The organism is Comamonas sp. w2-DMI (assembly GCF_040187735.1).
Classification (GTDB): Bacteria; Pseudomonadota; Gammaproteobacteria; order Burkholderiales; family Burkholderiaceae_C; genus Comamonas; species Comamonas terrae.
The window spans coordinates 25,035-40,321 of sequence record NZ_JBANEL010000018.1 but is presented as its reverse complement, the minus strand read 5'-3'; the positions used below and the strand labels follow the sequence as shown (position 1 = coordinate 40,321).

The window sequence follows — 15,287 nt, the reverse complement described above, 5'->3', positions numbered from 1 at the left end:
CTGCCGCCGAGCCTGCCTTTCATGAACGATTCCCGATCTTCCGACTCCCGCGCCACCCCTGGCAGCACGCAGGCCTCTTCCGGTTCCGGCACGCCATCCGGTGCCGTCCCTGCGTTTCGCTCCGCCACGGTGCACCGCGGCACGCTCCGCGCCAGCGCGCGCAGCTTTCTGCATGCGCTGGGCCAGGACGACGAGGAGATCGCGCGCCCGCATGTGGGCGTGTTCCATACGGGCGGGGAGATGAGCCCCTGCAACATGAACCTGCGCGAGCAGGCCCAGCATGCCAAGACCGGCATCTACGCGGGCGGCGGCATGCCCCACGAGTGTCCCGTGGTCTCGGTCAGCGACGGCCTGACCATGGCGCACTCGGGCATGCGCTTTTCGCTGATCTCGCGCGAGCTGATCGCCGACAGCGTGGAGGCCTCGGTGCGCGGCCACCAGTGGGACGGCATCTTTGCCGTGGGCGCCTGCGACAAGAACCTGCCGGGGCTGATGATGGCCATGGTGCGTTGCAATGTGCCCAGCGTCTTCGTGCACGGCGGCTCGGCGCTGCCCGGGCAGATGCCGGGCAGCGCCTCGGGGCGTGACCTCAACGTGGTCGACACCTACGAAACCATAGGCAAGGTGCTGGCCGGCACCTCCACGCTGCAGGAACTGGACACCGTCACGCGCGCCTGCCTGCCCTCGGCCGGGGCCTGCGCCGGGCAGTTCACGGCCAACACCATGGGCATGGTGAGCGAGGCCCTGGGCCTGGCGCCGATCGGCTCCAGCATGGTGCCGGCCGTGTTCAGCGAACGCGCGCCGCTGATGCGCCGCGCGGGCCGCCAGCTCATGGACATGGTCTGGGCCGGCGCCCGGGGCGAGGCCGTGCTGCCGCGCGACATCGTCACGCGCAAGGCCCTGGAAAACGCCTGCGCGGTGGTCTGCGCCACGGGCGGCTCCACGAATGCGGCCCTGCACCTGCCGGCGATCGCACACGAGGCCGGCATACGCTTTCATCTCGACGACGTGGCCGAGATCTTCGCGCGCACGCCGCTGATCGCCGACCTCAAGCCCGGCGGCCGCTACCTGGCGCGCGACGTGTACTACATCGGAGGCGCGGCCGTCATCCTGCGCGCCCTGCTGGAGCAGGGCCTGCTGCACGGCGACGCGCTGACCTTCACGGGCCGCACGCTGGCCCAGGAAGTGGCCGATGCCGCCGAGCCCGACGGCGAAGTGGTGCGCAAGGCCGGCCATCCGATCTCGCCCGACGGCGGGCTCACGGTGCTCAAGGGCAATCTGTGCCCGGACGGTGCCCTGCTCAAGACCGCGGGGCTGCATACCCTGGTGCACCGCGGGCCGGCGCGCGTGTTCGAATCGGAAGAGCAAGCCCAGGACGCCGTGCAGGCCATGGCCTATGCGCCTGGCGATGTGCTGGTGATCCGCAACGAAGGGCCCCGGGGCAGCCCCGGCATGCGCGAGATGCTGGGCATCACGGCCTTGCTCTACGGCCAGGGCATGGGCGACAAGGTGGCCCTGCTCACCGACGGGCGCTTCTCGGGCGCCACGCGCGGCCTGTGCATAGGCTATGCGGGCCCGGAGGCGGCTGACAACGGGCCGATTGCCGCGCTGCAGGACGGCGACATCATCGCCATCGATGCGCGGGCCGGTGCGCGCAGCATCACGGTGGAGCTGGCGCCCGAAGTCATTGCGACGCGACTGGAGGCCGCCAGGGCCGCCCGTGCGCAGCAGCGGCCGCTGGGCGGCCTGCTGGAGAAATATGCGCTGACCGTGCGCCCCGCCCACCAGGGCGCGGTCACCCACTCGGGCGCCGTCACCTGGCTGCGCGACAAGAAGTGACAGCCCTCGCCTGGCTGACCCTGCATTCACCCAAAACACCAAGGAGACAACCATGAACTTCAACCGCCGCCAATGGCTGCAGGCCGCAGGTGCCGGCAGCGCGGGTGCGCTGCTGTCCGGCATAGCCATGCAGGCACGGGCCCAGGCCCAGCTCGAGAATTTGAACATCATCACCGGCTTCGCGGCGGGCGGCACGTCGGACGCCATCTGCCGCCGTGTGGGCACCAAGCTCGGCGGCTATGCCAAGGCCGTGGTGGTGGAAAACCGCACGGGCGCGGGCGGGCAGATCGCCATCAACTACGTCAAGGGCCGCCCGGCCGACGGCTCGGTGATGCTGCAGACGCCGACTTCCATGCTGACGATCTACCCGCACATCTACAAGAAGCTGGGCTACGACCCGGTGGCCGACCTCACGCCCGTCACCGTGGGCTGCATCTTCGACTTCGGTTTCGCGGTCGGCCCCATGGTGCCGGCCAGCGTGACCACCGTGCCCGAGTTCTTCGCCTGGGTTAAGGCCAATCCCAACGGCGGCAGCTTCGGATCGCCCGCTGCGGGCTCCACGCCGCATTTCATTGGTGCCCTGCTGGGGCACCAAGCCGGCGTGGAGTTCAAGCATGTGGGCTATCGCGGCTCGCAGCCCGCGCTGATGGACATGATGGGCGGCAATGTCGCGGCGGTGAGCTGCCCGGTCGGCGATGCCATGCAGCATGTGGCCAGCGGCAAGCTCCGCGTGCTGGGCGTGAGCGGCGCCAAGCGCAGCCGCTTCATGCCCAAGGTACCGACGTTCACCGAGCAGGGCTACAGGAACATGGCCCACAGCGAATGGTTCGGCTTCTTCCTGCCCGCCAAGGCCAAGCCGGAGCTGGTGGAGAGGCTCAACGCCCAGATGCGCCAGGCCCTGGCCAGCGCCGATGTGGTCGACAGCCTGGGCGTGTTCGGCCTGGAGGCCATGTCGTCGAGCCCGGCGGAGCTGGCCGCTCTGGTCAGGGAGGACCTGGCCAAGTGGGGGCCCATCGTCAAGCAGATCGGCTTCACGGCCGAGGTCTGATTCCCCGAGGCCTGCATCCTTTTGTAAGGCTTTATCCCGTCCGGCTCCGGGTGCGCTGCCTGCGCAAAGCAGGCATCTAGAATGGCTGCTCTCTTCACCAAAGCGTTCTGCCTGCGGGCAGGAACATTCATAACAAATGAGTGATGTGACACAGCCATCCGCCCAGCCTGCCGGCACTGCCATCCAGGCGGCCCAGCCGCCTGGCGCATTGCAGATTCCCCAGAATTTCCCGACCGCGCTGCCAGCCGCCGAAATGGCAGCCGTGCTGGGCCGTGTGCAGAACTTCGAGCTGATGGCGCTGGCCCCCGCGGAGATTGCCAAGCTGGGCTTCGAGGCCGAACTGGCGCTCAACCAGGTCTTCGACCGCTTCCTGGCCGAAGTCGACAAGCACAAGGCGCCCGTGGTGTTCGGCCTGCTGGACCGGCTCAGCACGGCCGTCGAATCCGAGAAGCTGGACCAGCTGGCCGACCGCATCCTCAGCGGCGAGAAGCCCTCGCTGATGACGCGCCTTGCCGGGCTGCTCAGTGCCCAGGCCATGCGCAGCGCCATCAGCAAGGCGCTGGCAGAGACCGCGCAGCTGGTCTCGTTCAAGACCAAGCGCCTGTCCGACGAAGTCAACAAGCTCGAGCGTGAACTCAGCGGCGAGATGCGCAGGCTCGAATCGGACATGCAAGGCCTGGACAGCGTGCTGCAGGAATACCACCGCTTTCGCAAGCTGTTCGCGGTCGAGGCGCTGTTCCTGTACAACGCCCACCTGTACGCCCGCCAGCAGGTGCAGGCGCTGGAGCCGGCGATGGCACAGGACCAACTGCTGCGCATGCAGGCCACGCAGAAGCTGCAGGCGCTGGAGTCGCGTGCGCTGGCCGTCGAAGGCTGCATGACGCGCCTGCCCGCGGACCAACTGGTGCTGGCGCAGATCCAGGACTCGGGCCTGAGCACGCTGCAGGAGCTGGCGACCACGGCTTCGGTGCGCTTTGCCTCCATCAAGTCCAGCCTGCTGGGCCTGTACAGCGCCTACCGCGTGCTGGAGACGCAGCAGCTCAGCCAGAAGGGCAAGGACCTCGACGAGAACCTCAGCCGCATGCGCGGCAAGCTCATGCAGCAGGTGGCAGGCACCGCGGCCCATGCGCCCGGCGACAACCGCCTGAGCCAGGCCCAGCAGATCCAATCCGTGGTGGCGGGCACGCGCGAGCTGATGGAGATCGCCGGCCAGGCCCGCATTGCCAACCAGCAGAAATTCGCGCAGGCGCGCGAGCTGATGGCCGCCTCGCGCCAGGAAATGCTGGCACTGGGCCAGACCGTGCTGGCCAGCGCCCAGGCGCGCCGCGCCTGAATTCCGATCCATGGCACAGGGCCGCGACCAGCCGCCGGCCCGGCTGCCTGTTTTTCCATACTTTCCCCACGATTAGACGGAGTGCTTCATGTCCTTGTCGGTGAATCTCGCCAAACCTTCGGATGCGCCCAGAAAGCTCACGCTGAATCTCAAGAAGAACGAATCCTTTTTCGTGCGCCTGGCCTGGGATTGCCCATCGGACCTGGACCTGCATGCGCTGGTGGCGGTCAACCGGGGCGAGGGCGCCCGGATCTCGGAGTTCGAGGACATTCTGTCCGTCTACAACGTGCAGCGCACGGTGCGCGGCCAGCAGGAGGGCTACCTGCCGCTGGCGGCCGACAAGACCTTTTCCGTCCATGGCGGCGCGCTGGTGCACAGCCCCGATGCCACCGACGGCCAGCTCAGCGATGACGACGACGAGTGGATCCGCGTGTTTCCGTCCAGGCTGCGCCTGCCGGCCAGCGGCTATATCGAAGTCGTGCTTGTGGCCATGATCCACGGCCCCGGCAAGCCGGTGTTCCGTCACGTGAAGAATGCGCATGTCGTCGTGGAGAACGAGGACCGCGAACAACTGCTGGTGGTCAGCCTGAGCGATCACTTCGCCGATTTTTCGGGCGTGCAGATGGGCTCCATCATCATCGACGGCAGCGGCCCGGCCTTCTCGCCCGTGGGCGTGGGCTTTGTCGGCGACTTCAACGACGTGCTGGCGCAATTTTCCTGAGCGCTGCGGCGATGAAACGCGCGCCCTCCATCGTCCGAGGCGCGGACGGCAACACCCCGGCGCAGCCCGGTCCCACGCGCATCAGCATCGGCGCTGCGCCATCGGTGCCGCCCGCCGCGCCGCAGTGCCCGCCACAGCCCGGGCCTCAGTCCCTGAGCTCGCGCCCGGCACCGACACGGCTGGCTCTGCCCGGGGCTGCGCAGGCCGAGGCGGCCGGGCTCCGGCGCCCGGTCCTCAAGCCGTCCGTGCTGGCCGGCGTGCAGCAACGCCCGTTTGCGGCCGCGGCCGAAGAGCTGCTGCAGCTGTTTCCCGACGCACAGCCGCAGGCCGTGCAGCTGGCGCAGCAGCAGATCGGTGCGGCGCCGCTGCCCACGGCCGGGGCCCCGGACTGGATGCGCTTTGGCGAGCCGCAGCAGCAGCGCCTGGCGCAGCTGGTCAGGCAGCGCCTGCAACTGGCCGAGGAGCCGTTGCTGCGCCAGGTGCCGCTGTTGCTGCGCCAGCTGCACGCGCGCATGAGCGATCTGCTGGAGGCCTTGCAGGGCGGCGTGTTCAGGCGCGCGCCGGCCAGGATATGGAGCGAGGCGGCGCCCGAAGTGCGGCTGGCGGAGACACGCCTGCAGCAGGCCTTGCCCCAGCTCCAGTCGCACCAGGCGCTGCTGGCCGAGCTGGCGCTGCAGACCGGGGCGGCCCACCGGCAATTGCAGGCGCTGGACATGGCGGCCGCCTGGCTGCTGGAGCGCACGGGCGACGACATCCACACCACCTTGAGCGCCAGGGCCGCGGCCATCCTGGCTTCGCAGGCGCTGGCCCTGGAGCAGCTGCAGCTGCTGCAGCTCGACCAGGACCATCTGCAGGCACTGACGGCCATGGTGCAGGAAGGCGTGCTGGTCAGGCTGCCCGCCGTGCTGGCCCAGCTGGCGCCATGGGGGCCGCGGCTCAGCGAGACGCAGCGCCTGCTGCTGGCCGATGTGGTCGCTGAATTCAAGGCCTTTATCGAACGGAAACTTCCCTCATGATCCAACTCAATCTCGCCAAGTCGACCACTGCGCTCAAGCTGTCGCTGGAAAAGAAGGGCATCGTCCAGCCGCCGGTGATCGACGTCGCCATCGCCCTGGACGTTTCGGGCTCCTTCGAGGATGAGCACGAGCAGGGCGTGACCAACGACCTGCTGCTGCGCCTGGCGCCCTGGGGACTGGCTTTCGATCCCGACCGCAAGCTGGATGTGTTCACCTTCTCGGATGGCCCCCGCCATGCCCACCATGTGGGGGCGCTCACCGCCACCAACTACGAGAACTTCGTGCGCCGGCAGATCATCGGCAAGGTGCCGGGCTGGGCGCGGGGCACGGACTATTCCTATGTGCTGCAGAAGATCTTCCAGAGCTTTGGCTGGGCCGCTGAGGAAGGCCGGACCGGCTTTCTGCAGCGCCTCTTCGGCGCCCGCAGCGCGCCTGCGGCCGAGGCGCAGGGGCCGCGCAAGCGCTCGGTGGTGTTCTTCATCACCGACGGTGAAAACAGCGACCAGGCCCAGACGCGCAAGGTGCTGGCCCAGGCCCAGCGCGAGGCCTACGATGTCTATGTGATGTTCCTCGGCATCTCCAACCAGCCCGGCGAGTTCGCCTTCATCGAACGGCTGGGCGAGGAGTTCGGCAACACGGGTTTTCTGCCCATCCGGAACCTGAAGGCCTTTGTCTCGCAAAGCGACGAGGCCCTGAACGAGGCGCTGCTGGTGCCCGAGCTGCTCCACTGGCTCAAGCCCTGAGCACGGCCGGCGCACCGCCCGCGCGGCAGGGCCGGCGGCGGCTTACTGCTGCTCGGCCAGCAGATCCTGCAGCGCCTTGACCTGCTGGCGCAGGCGCTCGTTCTCGGCTTCGAGTTCGGCCACGCGGGCCTGCAGTTCCTCGGGCGAGGCGGCAGGGGCCGCGGCCTGTTCGTCGCCGGCCTCGGTTTCCTTGGCCGCCTTGGGCTTTTTCCTGGCATCGCGCACGCGCTTGGCGGCCTGCTTGAGGCCTTCGGCGCCTTCGGCGGCCACGGCCTGCTGTTCCTCCACGGGCAGGGTGGCGACCACGGCGGCTGCGTTGAGCGAGAGCTCGCCGGCCTTGACGGCGGCCACCACTTCGGGCGCGGCCTTTTCCTGGATGGTCTCGATCATCTTGACCTGGCCGGCCGACAGGCGCGCGGCACGGGCCAGGGCTTCGCGCGTGTCCAGCGCCTCGTCGGGCACCTTGGCCACGCTGGCCAGGGCCTTGGCGACCACGGGGTCCGTGTCGCCTTCCCAGGGCGCTTCCTCGCCGTTGGCCGCCTCTGCGGCTTCTGCCTTGGCGGCCTGCACGGCGGCGGCGGCTTCGGCGCGGCGCGCGGCAATGATCTCGCGCTTGCGCAGCGCCAGCACGCCGCGCTGGAAGTCCGAGACGCTGCGGCGGCCCAGGTGCTGGTCGATCATCCACAGGTGCACGTCGTCCATGTTCTTGAACTGCGTGGCCTGCACGGTGTTGAAGGGCAGGCCGTGCTTGAGGCAGATGCCGTAGCGGTTGTGGCCGTCGATGAGCAGGTCGCCCCACAGCACCAGGGCATCGCGGCAGCCTTCGGCCAGAATGCTGCGCTCCAGCGCCTCGTGTTCGTCGGGGGTGAGCGGGTCGATATAGGCCTTCAGGCCTTCGTCAATTCGGATGTCCATGGTCGGGGTTCTCTGGAATCAGGAGCTGCCAGCGCAGGATTTGCATAGGTTTCAATGCAAAAACCACCTTGCATCTAGGCATTGCAAGCGCAGGCAGCTATGGAAAAAAGAGTGACGCCCCTGCATGCGGGGCGTCATGGGGCAGCGCCGGACGGTGGGCGCGCGCGGGCCTACAGCAGGCGCGAAATCAGCGCGCCGTCCACCGGGCCTTCGAGCGGGATGCGCACGCGCACGGGGTTGCCCTGGGCGACCTGCACGGGCTCGCCTTCGAGGTTGAACATCTTCTCCAGCAGCACCTTGCGGTTGCCCCGGGGATGGATGATCTCCAGCGTGTCGCCTACCTGGAAGCGGTTCTTGGTCTCGATCTCGGCCAGGCCGTCGGCCCAGCCGCGCACCTCGCCCACGAAGTGGCTGCGCTGCAGCACGCTGTGGCCGGTCTCGTAGTTCTGGTAGTCCTGCGAGGGGCGGCGCTCCAGCAGGCCGCCGGTGTAGCCGCGGTTGGCCAGGCCTTCGAGCTCGGTGATCAGCTCGGGGTTGAACGGGCGGCCGGCCACGGCATCGTCGATGGCGCGGCGGTAGACCTGGGCCGTGCGGGCCACGTAGTACAGGCTCTTGGTGCGGCCCTCGATCTTGAGCGAGTCCACGCCGATCTTCACCAGGCGCTCCACATGCTCCACGGCGCGCAGGTCCTTGGAGTTCATGATGTAGGTGCCGTGCTCGTCTTCCATGATGGGCATGAGCTCACCGGGGCGGCCCATTTCCTCGATCAGGTAGACCTGGTCGGCCTTGGGGTGGCGCTCGCCGTTGCCGCAGGTGCTGAACTGCGAGTCGGCCTCCTCGCGGGCCTTCTCGAAGCTGAAGCCGTTTTCCATGGTCTGGGCCAGGGCCTCGCCGGTGTTGGGGTCCACGGCCGCGTCGTGCGTCTTGTATTCCCAGCGGCAGGCATTGGTGCAGGTGCCCTGGTTGGGGTCGCGGCGGTTGAAATAGCCCGACAGCAGGCAGCGGCCCGAATAGGCGATGCACAGCGCGCCGTGCACGAAGACCTCGATCTCCATGTCCGGGCATTCCTGGCGGATCTTCTCGATCTCGTCCAGGCTCAGCTCGCGCGAGAGGATGATGCGCGAGACGCCGGCCTTCTGCCAGAACTTCACCGTGGCCCAGTTGGTGGTGTTGGCCTGCACCGACAGGTGCAGTTCGGCCTCGGGCCACTTTTCCTTGACCATCATCATCAGGCCGGGGTCGGCCATGATCAGCGCGTCGGGCTTGAGCGCCATCACGGGCTCGATGTCGCGGATATAGGTGCGCACCTTGTCGTTGTGGGCGATCAGGTTGCTGGTGACGAAGAACTTCTTGCCCCGGGCATGGGCTTCCTGAATGCCCTGGGCGATCTGCTCCAGGCGGAATTCGTTGTTGCGCGCGCGCAGCGAGTAGCGCGGCTGGCCGGCGTAGATGGCGTCGGCGCCGAAGTCATAGGCGGCGCGCATCTTGTCGAGCGAGCCGGCAGGCAGCAGCAGTTCAGGGGCTTTGAGGGTCATGATGGGCCGTATTGTCCCGCAAACCGTTTGCCATTGCGTGGCATGGGGGGGGCGTGAAACGGAGTCTGCGGTCGCCGAGGCTGGGCGGATTTAGGCCTGTTTTTCGGCCGATGGCCTCGGGCTGCGGCCAGCACAATCGTCCCGGCACTTTGCCCGCCGCACCATGGCCGGGGGAAAAGTGGTCGTTCACAACGGGAGTTTTTCGATGTTCCGATATCTGAGTATCCGCAGGGGCCTGATCCTCGTGCTGGTCCTGATGCTGCTGGCCCTGGCCGTGGCCATTGGCGAAGGCCTGCACAGCACCGTCAAGGGCGCCACCGGCACCCAGGCGCAGTACGATTTTTTCCATGGCCGGCTGATGGCCATCAAGCAGATGCAGATCCATATCGTGGAAAACCGGCTGGAGTTCTCCACGGGCTACCGCGAGCTGCTGCGCGGCGACAAGGCCGCGCTGGAGGAAGCCGTGGGCGATGCGGAAAAGGCCCTGGCCAATGCCGGCAAGCAGGCCCAGGCCTTCCTGGCCGAAACCGAGGGCAAGGCCCGGCCCGACGAGCAGGAGCGCGCGCGCGCCGTGGCCAAGGCCTTCGAGGTGTACAAGGACATGGCCCAGCGCAGCGCCCAGGCCTTGCGCAGCGGCAACGAGGAAGGCTACTACGGCTCGGCCATGCGCGCCGAGCGGCGCAATGCGCTGCAAGGCCTGACGGCAGCCATCCGCACCTATCTGGAAGCCGCGGACCAGCGTTCGCAGGCCCTGATCGCCGAGGCGCGCGCTTCGGAAGCCCAGGCCATGGCCGGCAGCACGGCACTGATGGTGCTGGGCCTGGTGCTGGCCGTGGGCTGCTGGCTGTTCATCCGCAACCAGGTGCTGCGCCCCATCGACGAAGCCAACACCGTGCTGGAAACCGTGGCCCGGGGCGACCTGACCGGACGCATCCCCCAGGCCCACCACGAGATCGGCCGCCTCATGGCCTCGCTGCAGCGCATGCAGGACAGCCTGAGCGGCATGGTGACCGAAGTGCGCCAGGGCGTGAACGAGATCGGCGTGGCCGCGCAGGAGATCGCCCTGGGCAACTCCAACCTGAGCAGCCGTACCGAGCAGCAGGCCTCGGCCCTGCAGGAAACGGCGGCCAGCATGGAGCAGCTGTCCTCCACCGTGCGCCAGAACGCCGACAACGCGCGCCAGGCCAACCAGCTGGCCGTCAGCAGCCTGGAGGTTGCCGTGCGCGGCGGCCAGGCCGGCACCGAGGCGGTGACCACCATCGGCGCGCTGGCCGACAGCTCCAGGCGCATGGCGGAAATCGTCACCGTCATCGACAGCATCGCCTTCCAGACGAATATCCTGGCGCTCAATGCCGCCGTGGAAGCGGCGCGTGCCGGCGAACAGGGCAAGGGCTTTGCCGTGGTGGCCTCCGAGGTGCGGGCGCTGGCTCAGCGCTCGGCCACGGCGGCCAAGGAGATCAAGGGCCTGATCGAGGACTCCGTGACCAAGGTGGACGCGGGCTCGGCCCAGGTGGCGCACGCGGGCGAGCTCATGCAGCAGATCGTCGCTTCGGTGCAGCGCGTGACCGACATCATGGGCGAGATCTCGGCCGCCTCCCAGGAACAGGCCTCGGGCATTGCCCAGGTCAACCAGGCCGTGACCCAGATGGACCAGAACACGCAGCAGAACGCGGCGCTGGTGGAAGAGGCGGCTGCGGCCGCCGGTTCGCAGGAAGCGCAGACCCGCCGCCTGCAGGAAGCCGTTTCGCGCTTTCGCCTGCCCGGCGACACCGGCAGCGCCGGGGGGGGCGCGGCGCCGGCCCGAGGGCATGCCCGCCAGGGCGCAACCGGTAACTGCAGCGCAGTCCGCGGTATCCAAGCCCGTTGCGGCCAAGCCGGGGGGCGCCGTTGCCGCCACGGCACGCCCTGCAGCCCCCAAGCGTGCTCCGGCACTGGCTTCGGCCGCGGTGGCCGCCACTTCGGTCGCTGCGTCGGCAGGCTCTTCCCGCAACGACGAAGGCGATTGGGAAACCTTCTGAAGCTTCGCTAGCCATCCGGGCCCGGCCATGCCGGCCCGGATGGCTAGCGAAAGCTCAGGCCGACGCCTCGGCGCGGAGCACCACCTCGGTCTCCAAGCCCAGCACATCCACGGCCCGTATGCACACCTGGCGCGGGCCGTGCTTTCGGGGCAGGCGCAGTACGGCCAGGGTGCTCACACGCAGCGCTTGGCCTGCATGTGCAGGCCCGCTGCGATGGCTCTGCCATATCGAGCGGAACAACTTGCCGTCATAGTCGGGGTCCACGGCCCAGTATTCGATCAGGGCCAGAGGGTCCGCATCCGCCACGGCATGCAACCTGCTGCGGTCATCGGCGTCGAGTTCGTTGGCCTGAGGCGAAGGCAGCACATAGTTCTTCAGGCGCACCTGCAGCGTTTCCTGCCCGCTGTTGATGCGCCGATCGACGGGATGGAGCAGCAGGTGCTGCCGCGATGCAGCCTGCGGCAGGCGGTGGCCGCGAGTGCCGGAAGAAGACTGGTCCGTGGGCGCTGGATGGCTGCGGGCCGTCTGGTAAAGAAATGGCCTGGCGCCATGTCCTGCCAGGCGCTTGCGCGCGGTCAGGCATGCGGCGGCGCCGATGTCGACACTGATCCAGTTGCGTGACAGTCTTTCGGCGTTGTACGCAAATGCACCCGAGCCGCCGAAGAAGTCCGCCACCAGGGCGCCGGGCCCGGAGGATGCCTGGATGATCCGCTCCAGCAGCGCATTGGGCTTTTCGGTGGCATAGCCGGTCCGGCGGATACCGTCGACGCGCAAGCGGGCCGCCACGGCCATCTCCCACCAGTCCTCGGGAATCTTGCCGCGCTGCGCAAGCGCCGCCCTGTCGATTCCTGCCCAGCCGCCGCCCAGCGGGCCGGAGAGCGGCATGCGGACATCATCGGCGTTGAAGGTCCAGGCGTCGGACTTGGAATACCAGTAGATATGGTCATGCTTGCGGTTGAACTGGCGCATCCTGGGAGAGCCGGGGCCGTGGTAGCACCAGACAATCTCGTTGCGCAGGTTCTGCCGGCCCATGATGTCGTCCAGGATCACCTTGACATAGTGGCCCGCATGCCAGTCCAGATGCACGTAGATCGAACCGGTATCGGCCAGCAGTTCCCGCATCAGGATGAGGCGGGGCACGAGCATGGCCAGATAGGAGGCGGTACCGCCGCGCCAGACGTCCGAGTAGGCCTGCCGCCTGATCTGTGTGGTGCGCGCAGGCCGCATCGGGTCCGGTAGGGCCACCTTCATGTGGTAGTCGCTGCGGCTGTCGAATGGCGGATCGATATAGATCAGGTCCAGCTTGCCGCGCAGGCTGGGCATTTGCTCATCGCCCGCCAGCAGCGCAGCCATGGCTGCGAGGTTGTCGCCATGGATCAGCCGGCCCGTCCAGCCGGTCTCCAGGTCCTGGGTGGCGCCCGCTGCAACGCCATTGGCCGGCATGACCATTTCACGTGTCTGGAGCACGGTCCCGCCGTACGCCTCCAGGTTCCGGAGGATGTGCGCGGCCTGCTTGCGACCTGCGGCGATGATTTCGGGCAATTGTTCGAGCAGGGATGGTGGCATTGCGCAGCTGACCGCCGTGCCAGCCTCCCGCTGTACGACGGTTGTAGGATGGATTCAACCGATAATTCAATGAATGATAAAACACAAAGTTTAACTTTCATTCCACAGGAATTTAATTTCCAGGAATGGACAACAAGCTCGAATTTGCCCAGCGGCTGCGCGACGCCATGGTTGCCGCTGGCTTGGAGCCGCGGCCTGGCGTATTGCTCAATCTGTTCAACACCCACTACTGGGGAAGGTCCGTCACCTTCCAGGCGGTATCGCGCTGGCTCAAGGGCGAGGCCGTGCCCGCGCAGGACAAGCTGGTCGTGCTGGCCAGCCTGCTGAAAATCGAACCCGAGGTGCTGCGCTTTGGCGAGGCCGTGCGCAATTCGGTGCAGGAGCACCGCCAGCGCTGGACTGAAGGCGTGGGCTATCTGGAGCGCGAGGCCTTCGATGCCTTTCTTCAACTGCCTGCGCCCCAGCGCAAGATCGTGCGCGAAGTGATCCTCACCTTTGCCAAGGTGCATGGCAAGGAGCAGGAGACGATCTCCTGACACCCCGTGTCCGGCCCGGCCTGTGAAGGCCCGGACCGCTAGTCAGCCTGCCGGCGCAGATGGGCCAGCAGCTGGCCTGCCGGGCCGGAGAGGGAAGCGCCCCTGGCCGTGCACAGCCACAGCTGGCGCCGTGCCCAGGCATCGCTGAGCGGCACGGCCACGATCCCGGTGGCCGCGGCATGGCGCCGTACCGCGGCGGCGGGCAGCACGCAGATGCCGACGCTTTGCCCCACCAGCTGGCACAGGCCTTCGGGATGGGGCAGCTGCACACGCATGCGCAGCGCGCTGCCCATGAAATCAGGCCTGCCTGCGGCAGCGGCCTTTTCCAGCCGCAGGGCCTGCTTCAGCAGCAGTTGCTGCAATGCCGAATCGCGCGGCAGGCCCACCCAGTTTTCATGGACGAGATCGGCCAGCGCCAGGCTGGCATGCGTGGCCAGCGGATGGCCGGCCGCCAGCACGGCCACCAGCTGGTCGGTGCGCCACATGCTGCATTCGAGGCCGGACAGCAGCGGCGGCTCTTCGGCATCCCAGGCGGCCACGCCCAGGTCGCACAGGCCCTGGCGCAGGCCGTCCAGAACCTCGGCGCTGGGGCATTCCTGCAGCTCCAGCGCGAGCTGCGGGTGCTGCTGCAGAAAACCGCTGATGGCCAGAGGCAGGTGCTCGCGTATGGCCGAAGTGTTGCCGCGCAGGCGCACCTGTGCGGCCAGGCCCGAGCCGAAGTCGCCCATGGCGCCGCGCAGGCTCTGCATCTGCCGCAGTACCTGGCGCGCATGCTGGCCCAGCGTATGGCCGGCCGCCGTGGGCTGCACGCCGCGTGCCTGGCGCGTGAGCAGCGCACAGCCCAGCTGGCTTTCCATGCCGCGCACGCGCTCGCTGGCCGAAGCCAGCGTGATGTGCGACAGCGCGGCGGCCGCGGTCATGGTGCCGCTGTCCAGGATGTGGACGAACAGCTGCAGGTCGGTGAGGTCGAAGCGCAGGCCCATGGGGTGACATTCAGGAATTTCCAAAGCCTTGGTTTGAAATTTCCCGCTTGTGGATGCTTGTAACGCCGGACAGTATTGCGCTGTATCGATGTACCGGGCAATGAAGGATAAAAAAAAATAGTTTGGATTTTCCTGATGCATGGCAGCGATGGATGGCAGCTACAGGAGGGACAGATGGCAGAGCGGGAATGGGTTTTCGTGGCGGCGCTGGCCGTGTTCGCGCTGGCGGGCGTGGTCAAGGGCGTGGTCGGGCTGGGCCTGCCCACGGTATCCATGGCATTGCTGGCCTTGCTGATGCCCGCAGGGCAGGCGGCGGCCTGGCTGCTGCTGCCTTCCCTGGTGACCAATGTGGTGCAGATGCGCCCCGTGGCTGCGCTCATGCCGGTGCTGCGCCGGCTGTGGCCCATGCAGGCCGGCATTGTGCTGGGCACGCTGGGCGGCATGGGGTGCTGGGGCCCTGTGGGTGCCTTGCCCGTGGCGCGCATGGCGCTGGGTCTGGCGCTGGTGGCTTATGCGGCCTGGGGCCTGTGGGGCCGCAGTGCCGCAATCCCGGTCAGGCACCAGGCATGGCTGGGGCTGGCGTGCGGCCTGGCAACCGGCGGCATTGCCGCGCTGACCGGTGTTTTCGTCGTGCCTGCCGTGGCCTTTCTGCAGGCGCTGAATCTCCCGCGCCAGGCCTTGATGCAGGCCATGGGTCTGAGCTTTACGGTTTCCACCGTGGCGCTGGGGCTGGGCATGGCAGGGGCTGCGCCTGCCGTCCCCCGGGGCGGCGGCTTTGCCTGGGGCCAGGCCGTGCTGGTCTCTGCCCTGATGCTGCTGCCCGCACTGGCCGGCATGGCATGGGGCGCGCGGCTGCGCGAGCGCCTGTCGCCTCCGCTCTTCAAGCGTGTGCTGATGCTGAGCCTGCTGGTGCTGGGCGCCTATATGTGCCTCGCCGGGTAGCGCGGCAGGAGTGCAGCCGGGGGCTGCGCGGTTTGCTCAAGGCATGAAAAAGCCCCGCAGGCCGGGCCGGCGGGGCTTGATTTGCACAATAC

The 15,287-nt window shown here is 67.9% G+C and carries 13 protein-coding genes; 9 read left to right on the top strand and 4 right to left on the bottom strand.

All coding sequences use genetic code 11. The features are described from left to right. Positions 1-21: 21 nt before the first annotated feature. The 6 genes from ilvD (at position 22) to V8Z74_RS17870 (ending at position 6,700) form a co-directional block, all read left to right on the top strand. Positions 22-1,839, top strand: coding sequence for a dihydroxy-acid dehydratase (ilvD, locus tag V8Z74_RS17895; protein ID WP_349710451.1), 1,818 nt, complete (start codon positions 22-24; stop codon positions 1,837-1,839). A gap of 52 nt (positions 1,840-1,891) precedes the next feature. Beyond that, on the top strand, positions 1,892-2,887 hold the full coding sequence (locus tag V8Z74_RS17890) for a Bug family tripartite tricarboxylate transporter substrate binding protein (protein WP_349710450.1): 996 nt from the start codon (positions 1,892-1,894) through the stop codon (positions 2,885-2,887). A 145-nt stretch (positions 2,888-3,032) separates the two neighbouring features. Then, complete coding sequence (locus tag V8Z74_RS17885; RefSeq protein ID WP_349710449.1) at positions 3,033-4,220, top strand: hypothetical protein; 1,188 nt, start codon at positions 3,033-3,035, stop codon at positions 4,218-4,220. Between the two features lie 88 nt (positions 4,221-4,308). Further along, positions 4,309-4,941 carry a TerD family protein gene (locus V8Z74_RS17880; RefSeq protein ID WP_349710447.1) on the top strand — a complete coding sequence of 211 codons (633 nt, stop codon included), beginning with the start codon at positions 4,309-4,311 and terminating at the stop codon, positions 4,939-4,941. Positions 4,942-4,952: 11 nt separating this feature from the next. Beyond that, complete coding sequence (locus V8Z74_RS17875) at positions 4,953-5,957, top strand: hypothetical protein (protein ID WP_349710446.1); 1,005 nt, start codon at positions 4,953-4,955, stop codon at positions 5,955-5,957. Continuing rightward, positions 5,954-6,700, top strand: coding sequence for a vWA domain-containing protein (locus V8Z74_RS17870; protein WP_349710443.1), 747 nt, complete (start codon positions 5,954-5,956; stop codon positions 6,698-6,700). Before V8Z74_RS17875 ends, V8Z74_RS17870 begins: the two co-directional genes overlap by 4 nt. A gap of 42 nt (positions 6,701-6,742) precedes the next feature. On the opposite strand, the gene V8Z74_RS17865 is transcribed toward V8Z74_RS17870, so the two are convergent. Both V8Z74_RS17865 and trhP read right to left on the bottom strand, forming a co-directional pair. Beyond that, the gene (locus tag V8Z74_RS17865; RefSeq protein WP_349710441.1) at positions 6,743-7,615 is read right to left on the bottom strand and encodes a plasmid replication/partition related protein; all 873 of its coding nucleotides are present in this window, start codon (positions 7,613-7,615) and stop codon (positions 6,743-6,745) included. A gap of 170 nt (positions 7,616-7,785) precedes the next feature. Continuing rightward, positions 7,786-9,150, bottom strand: a complete 1,365-nt coding sequence (gene trhP, locus V8Z74_RS17860; protein ID WP_066481300.1) for a prephenate-dependent tRNA uridine(34) hydroxylase TrhP — start codon at positions 9,148-9,150, stop codon at positions 7,786-7,788. A 205-nt stretch (positions 9,151-9,355) separates the two neighbouring features. On the opposite strand from trhP, the gene V8Z74_RS17855 reads away from it, so the two are divergent. Next, positions 9,356-11,179 carry a methyl-accepting chemotaxis protein gene (locus V8Z74_RS17855; RefSeq protein WP_349710440.1) on the top strand — a complete coding sequence of 608 codons (1,824 nt, stop codon included), beginning with the start codon at positions 9,356-9,358 and terminating at the stop codon, positions 11,177-11,179. A gap of 43 nt (positions 11,180-11,222) precedes the next feature. On the opposite strand, the gene V8Z74_RS17850 is transcribed toward V8Z74_RS17855, so the two are convergent. Continuing rightward, entirely contained in the window at positions 11,223-12,734 is a 1,512-nt protein-coding gene (locus tag V8Z74_RS17850; protein WP_349710439.1) for a DNA methyltransferase, read from the bottom strand. 125 nt (positions 12,735-12,859) lie between these two features. Here V8Z74_RS17850 and V8Z74_RS17845 point away from each other — a divergent pair, with 125 nt between their 5' ends. Further along, positions 12,860-13,270 carry a transcriptional regulator gene (locus V8Z74_RS17845; protein ID WP_066481324.1) on the top strand — a complete coding sequence of 137 codons (411 nt, stop codon included), beginning with the start codon at positions 12,860-12,862 and terminating at the stop codon, positions 13,268-13,270. Positions 13,271-13,308: 38 nt separating this feature from the next. Here the strand turns inward: V8Z74_RS17845 and V8Z74_RS17840 are convergent, their stop codons facing one another. After that, entirely contained in the window at positions 13,309-14,247 is a 939-nt protein-coding gene (locus V8Z74_RS17840; protein WP_349710523.1) for a LysR substrate-binding domain-containing protein, read from the bottom strand. Positions 14,248-14,427: 180 nt separating this feature from the next. Here V8Z74_RS17840 and V8Z74_RS17835 point away from each other — a divergent pair, with 180 nt between their 5' ends. Beyond that, a complete protein-coding gene (locus V8Z74_RS17835) occupies positions 14,428-15,195 on the top strand; it encodes a TSUP family transporter (protein ID WP_349710438.1) in 768 nt (255 codons plus the stop codon). Positions 15,196-15,287: the final 92 nt, after the last annotated feature.

Coding starts and splice junctions, on each gene's coding strand:
- ilvD (WP_349710451.1), top strand. CDS start 22: ATGAACGATTCCCGATCTTCCGACTCCCGCGCCACCCCTGGCAGCACG.
- V8Z74_RS17890 (WP_349710450.1), top strand. CDS start 1,892: ATGAACTTCAACCGCCGCCAATGGCTGCAGGCCGCAGGTGCCGGCAGC.
- V8Z74_RS17880 (WP_349710447.1), top strand. CDS start 4,309: ATGTCCTTGTCGGTGAATCTCGCCAAACCTTCGGATGCGCCCAGAAAG.
- V8Z74_RS17875 (WP_349710446.1), top strand. CDS start 4,953: ATGAAACGCGCGCCCTCCATCGTCCGAGGCGCGGACGGCAACACCCCG.
- V8Z74_RS17870 (WP_349710443.1), top strand. CDS start 5,954: ATGATCCAACTCAATCTCGCCAAGTCGACCACTGCGCTCAAGCTGTCG.
- V8Z74_RS17865 (WP_349710441.1), bottom strand. CDS start 7,615: ATGGACATCCGAATTGACGAAGGCCTGAAGGCCTATATCGACCCGCTC.
- trhP (WP_066481300.1), bottom strand. CDS start 9,150: ATGACCCTCAAAGCCCCTGAACTGCTGCTGCCTGCCGGCTCGCTCGAC.
- V8Z74_RS17855 (WP_349710440.1), top strand. CDS start 9,356: ATGTTCCGATATCTGAGTATCCGCAGGGGCCTGATCCTCGTGCTGGTC.
- V8Z74_RS17850 (WP_349710439.1), bottom strand. CDS start 12,734: ATGCCACCATCCCTGCTCGAACAATTGCCCGAAATCATCGCCGCAGGT.
- V8Z74_RS17845 (WP_066481324.1), top strand. CDS start 12,860: ATGGACAACAAGCTCGAATTTGCCCAGCGGCTGCGCGACGCCATGGTT.
- V8Z74_RS17835 (WP_349710438.1), top strand. CDS start 14,428: ATGGCAGAGCGGGAATGGGTTTTCGTGGCGGCGCTGGCCGTGTTCGCG.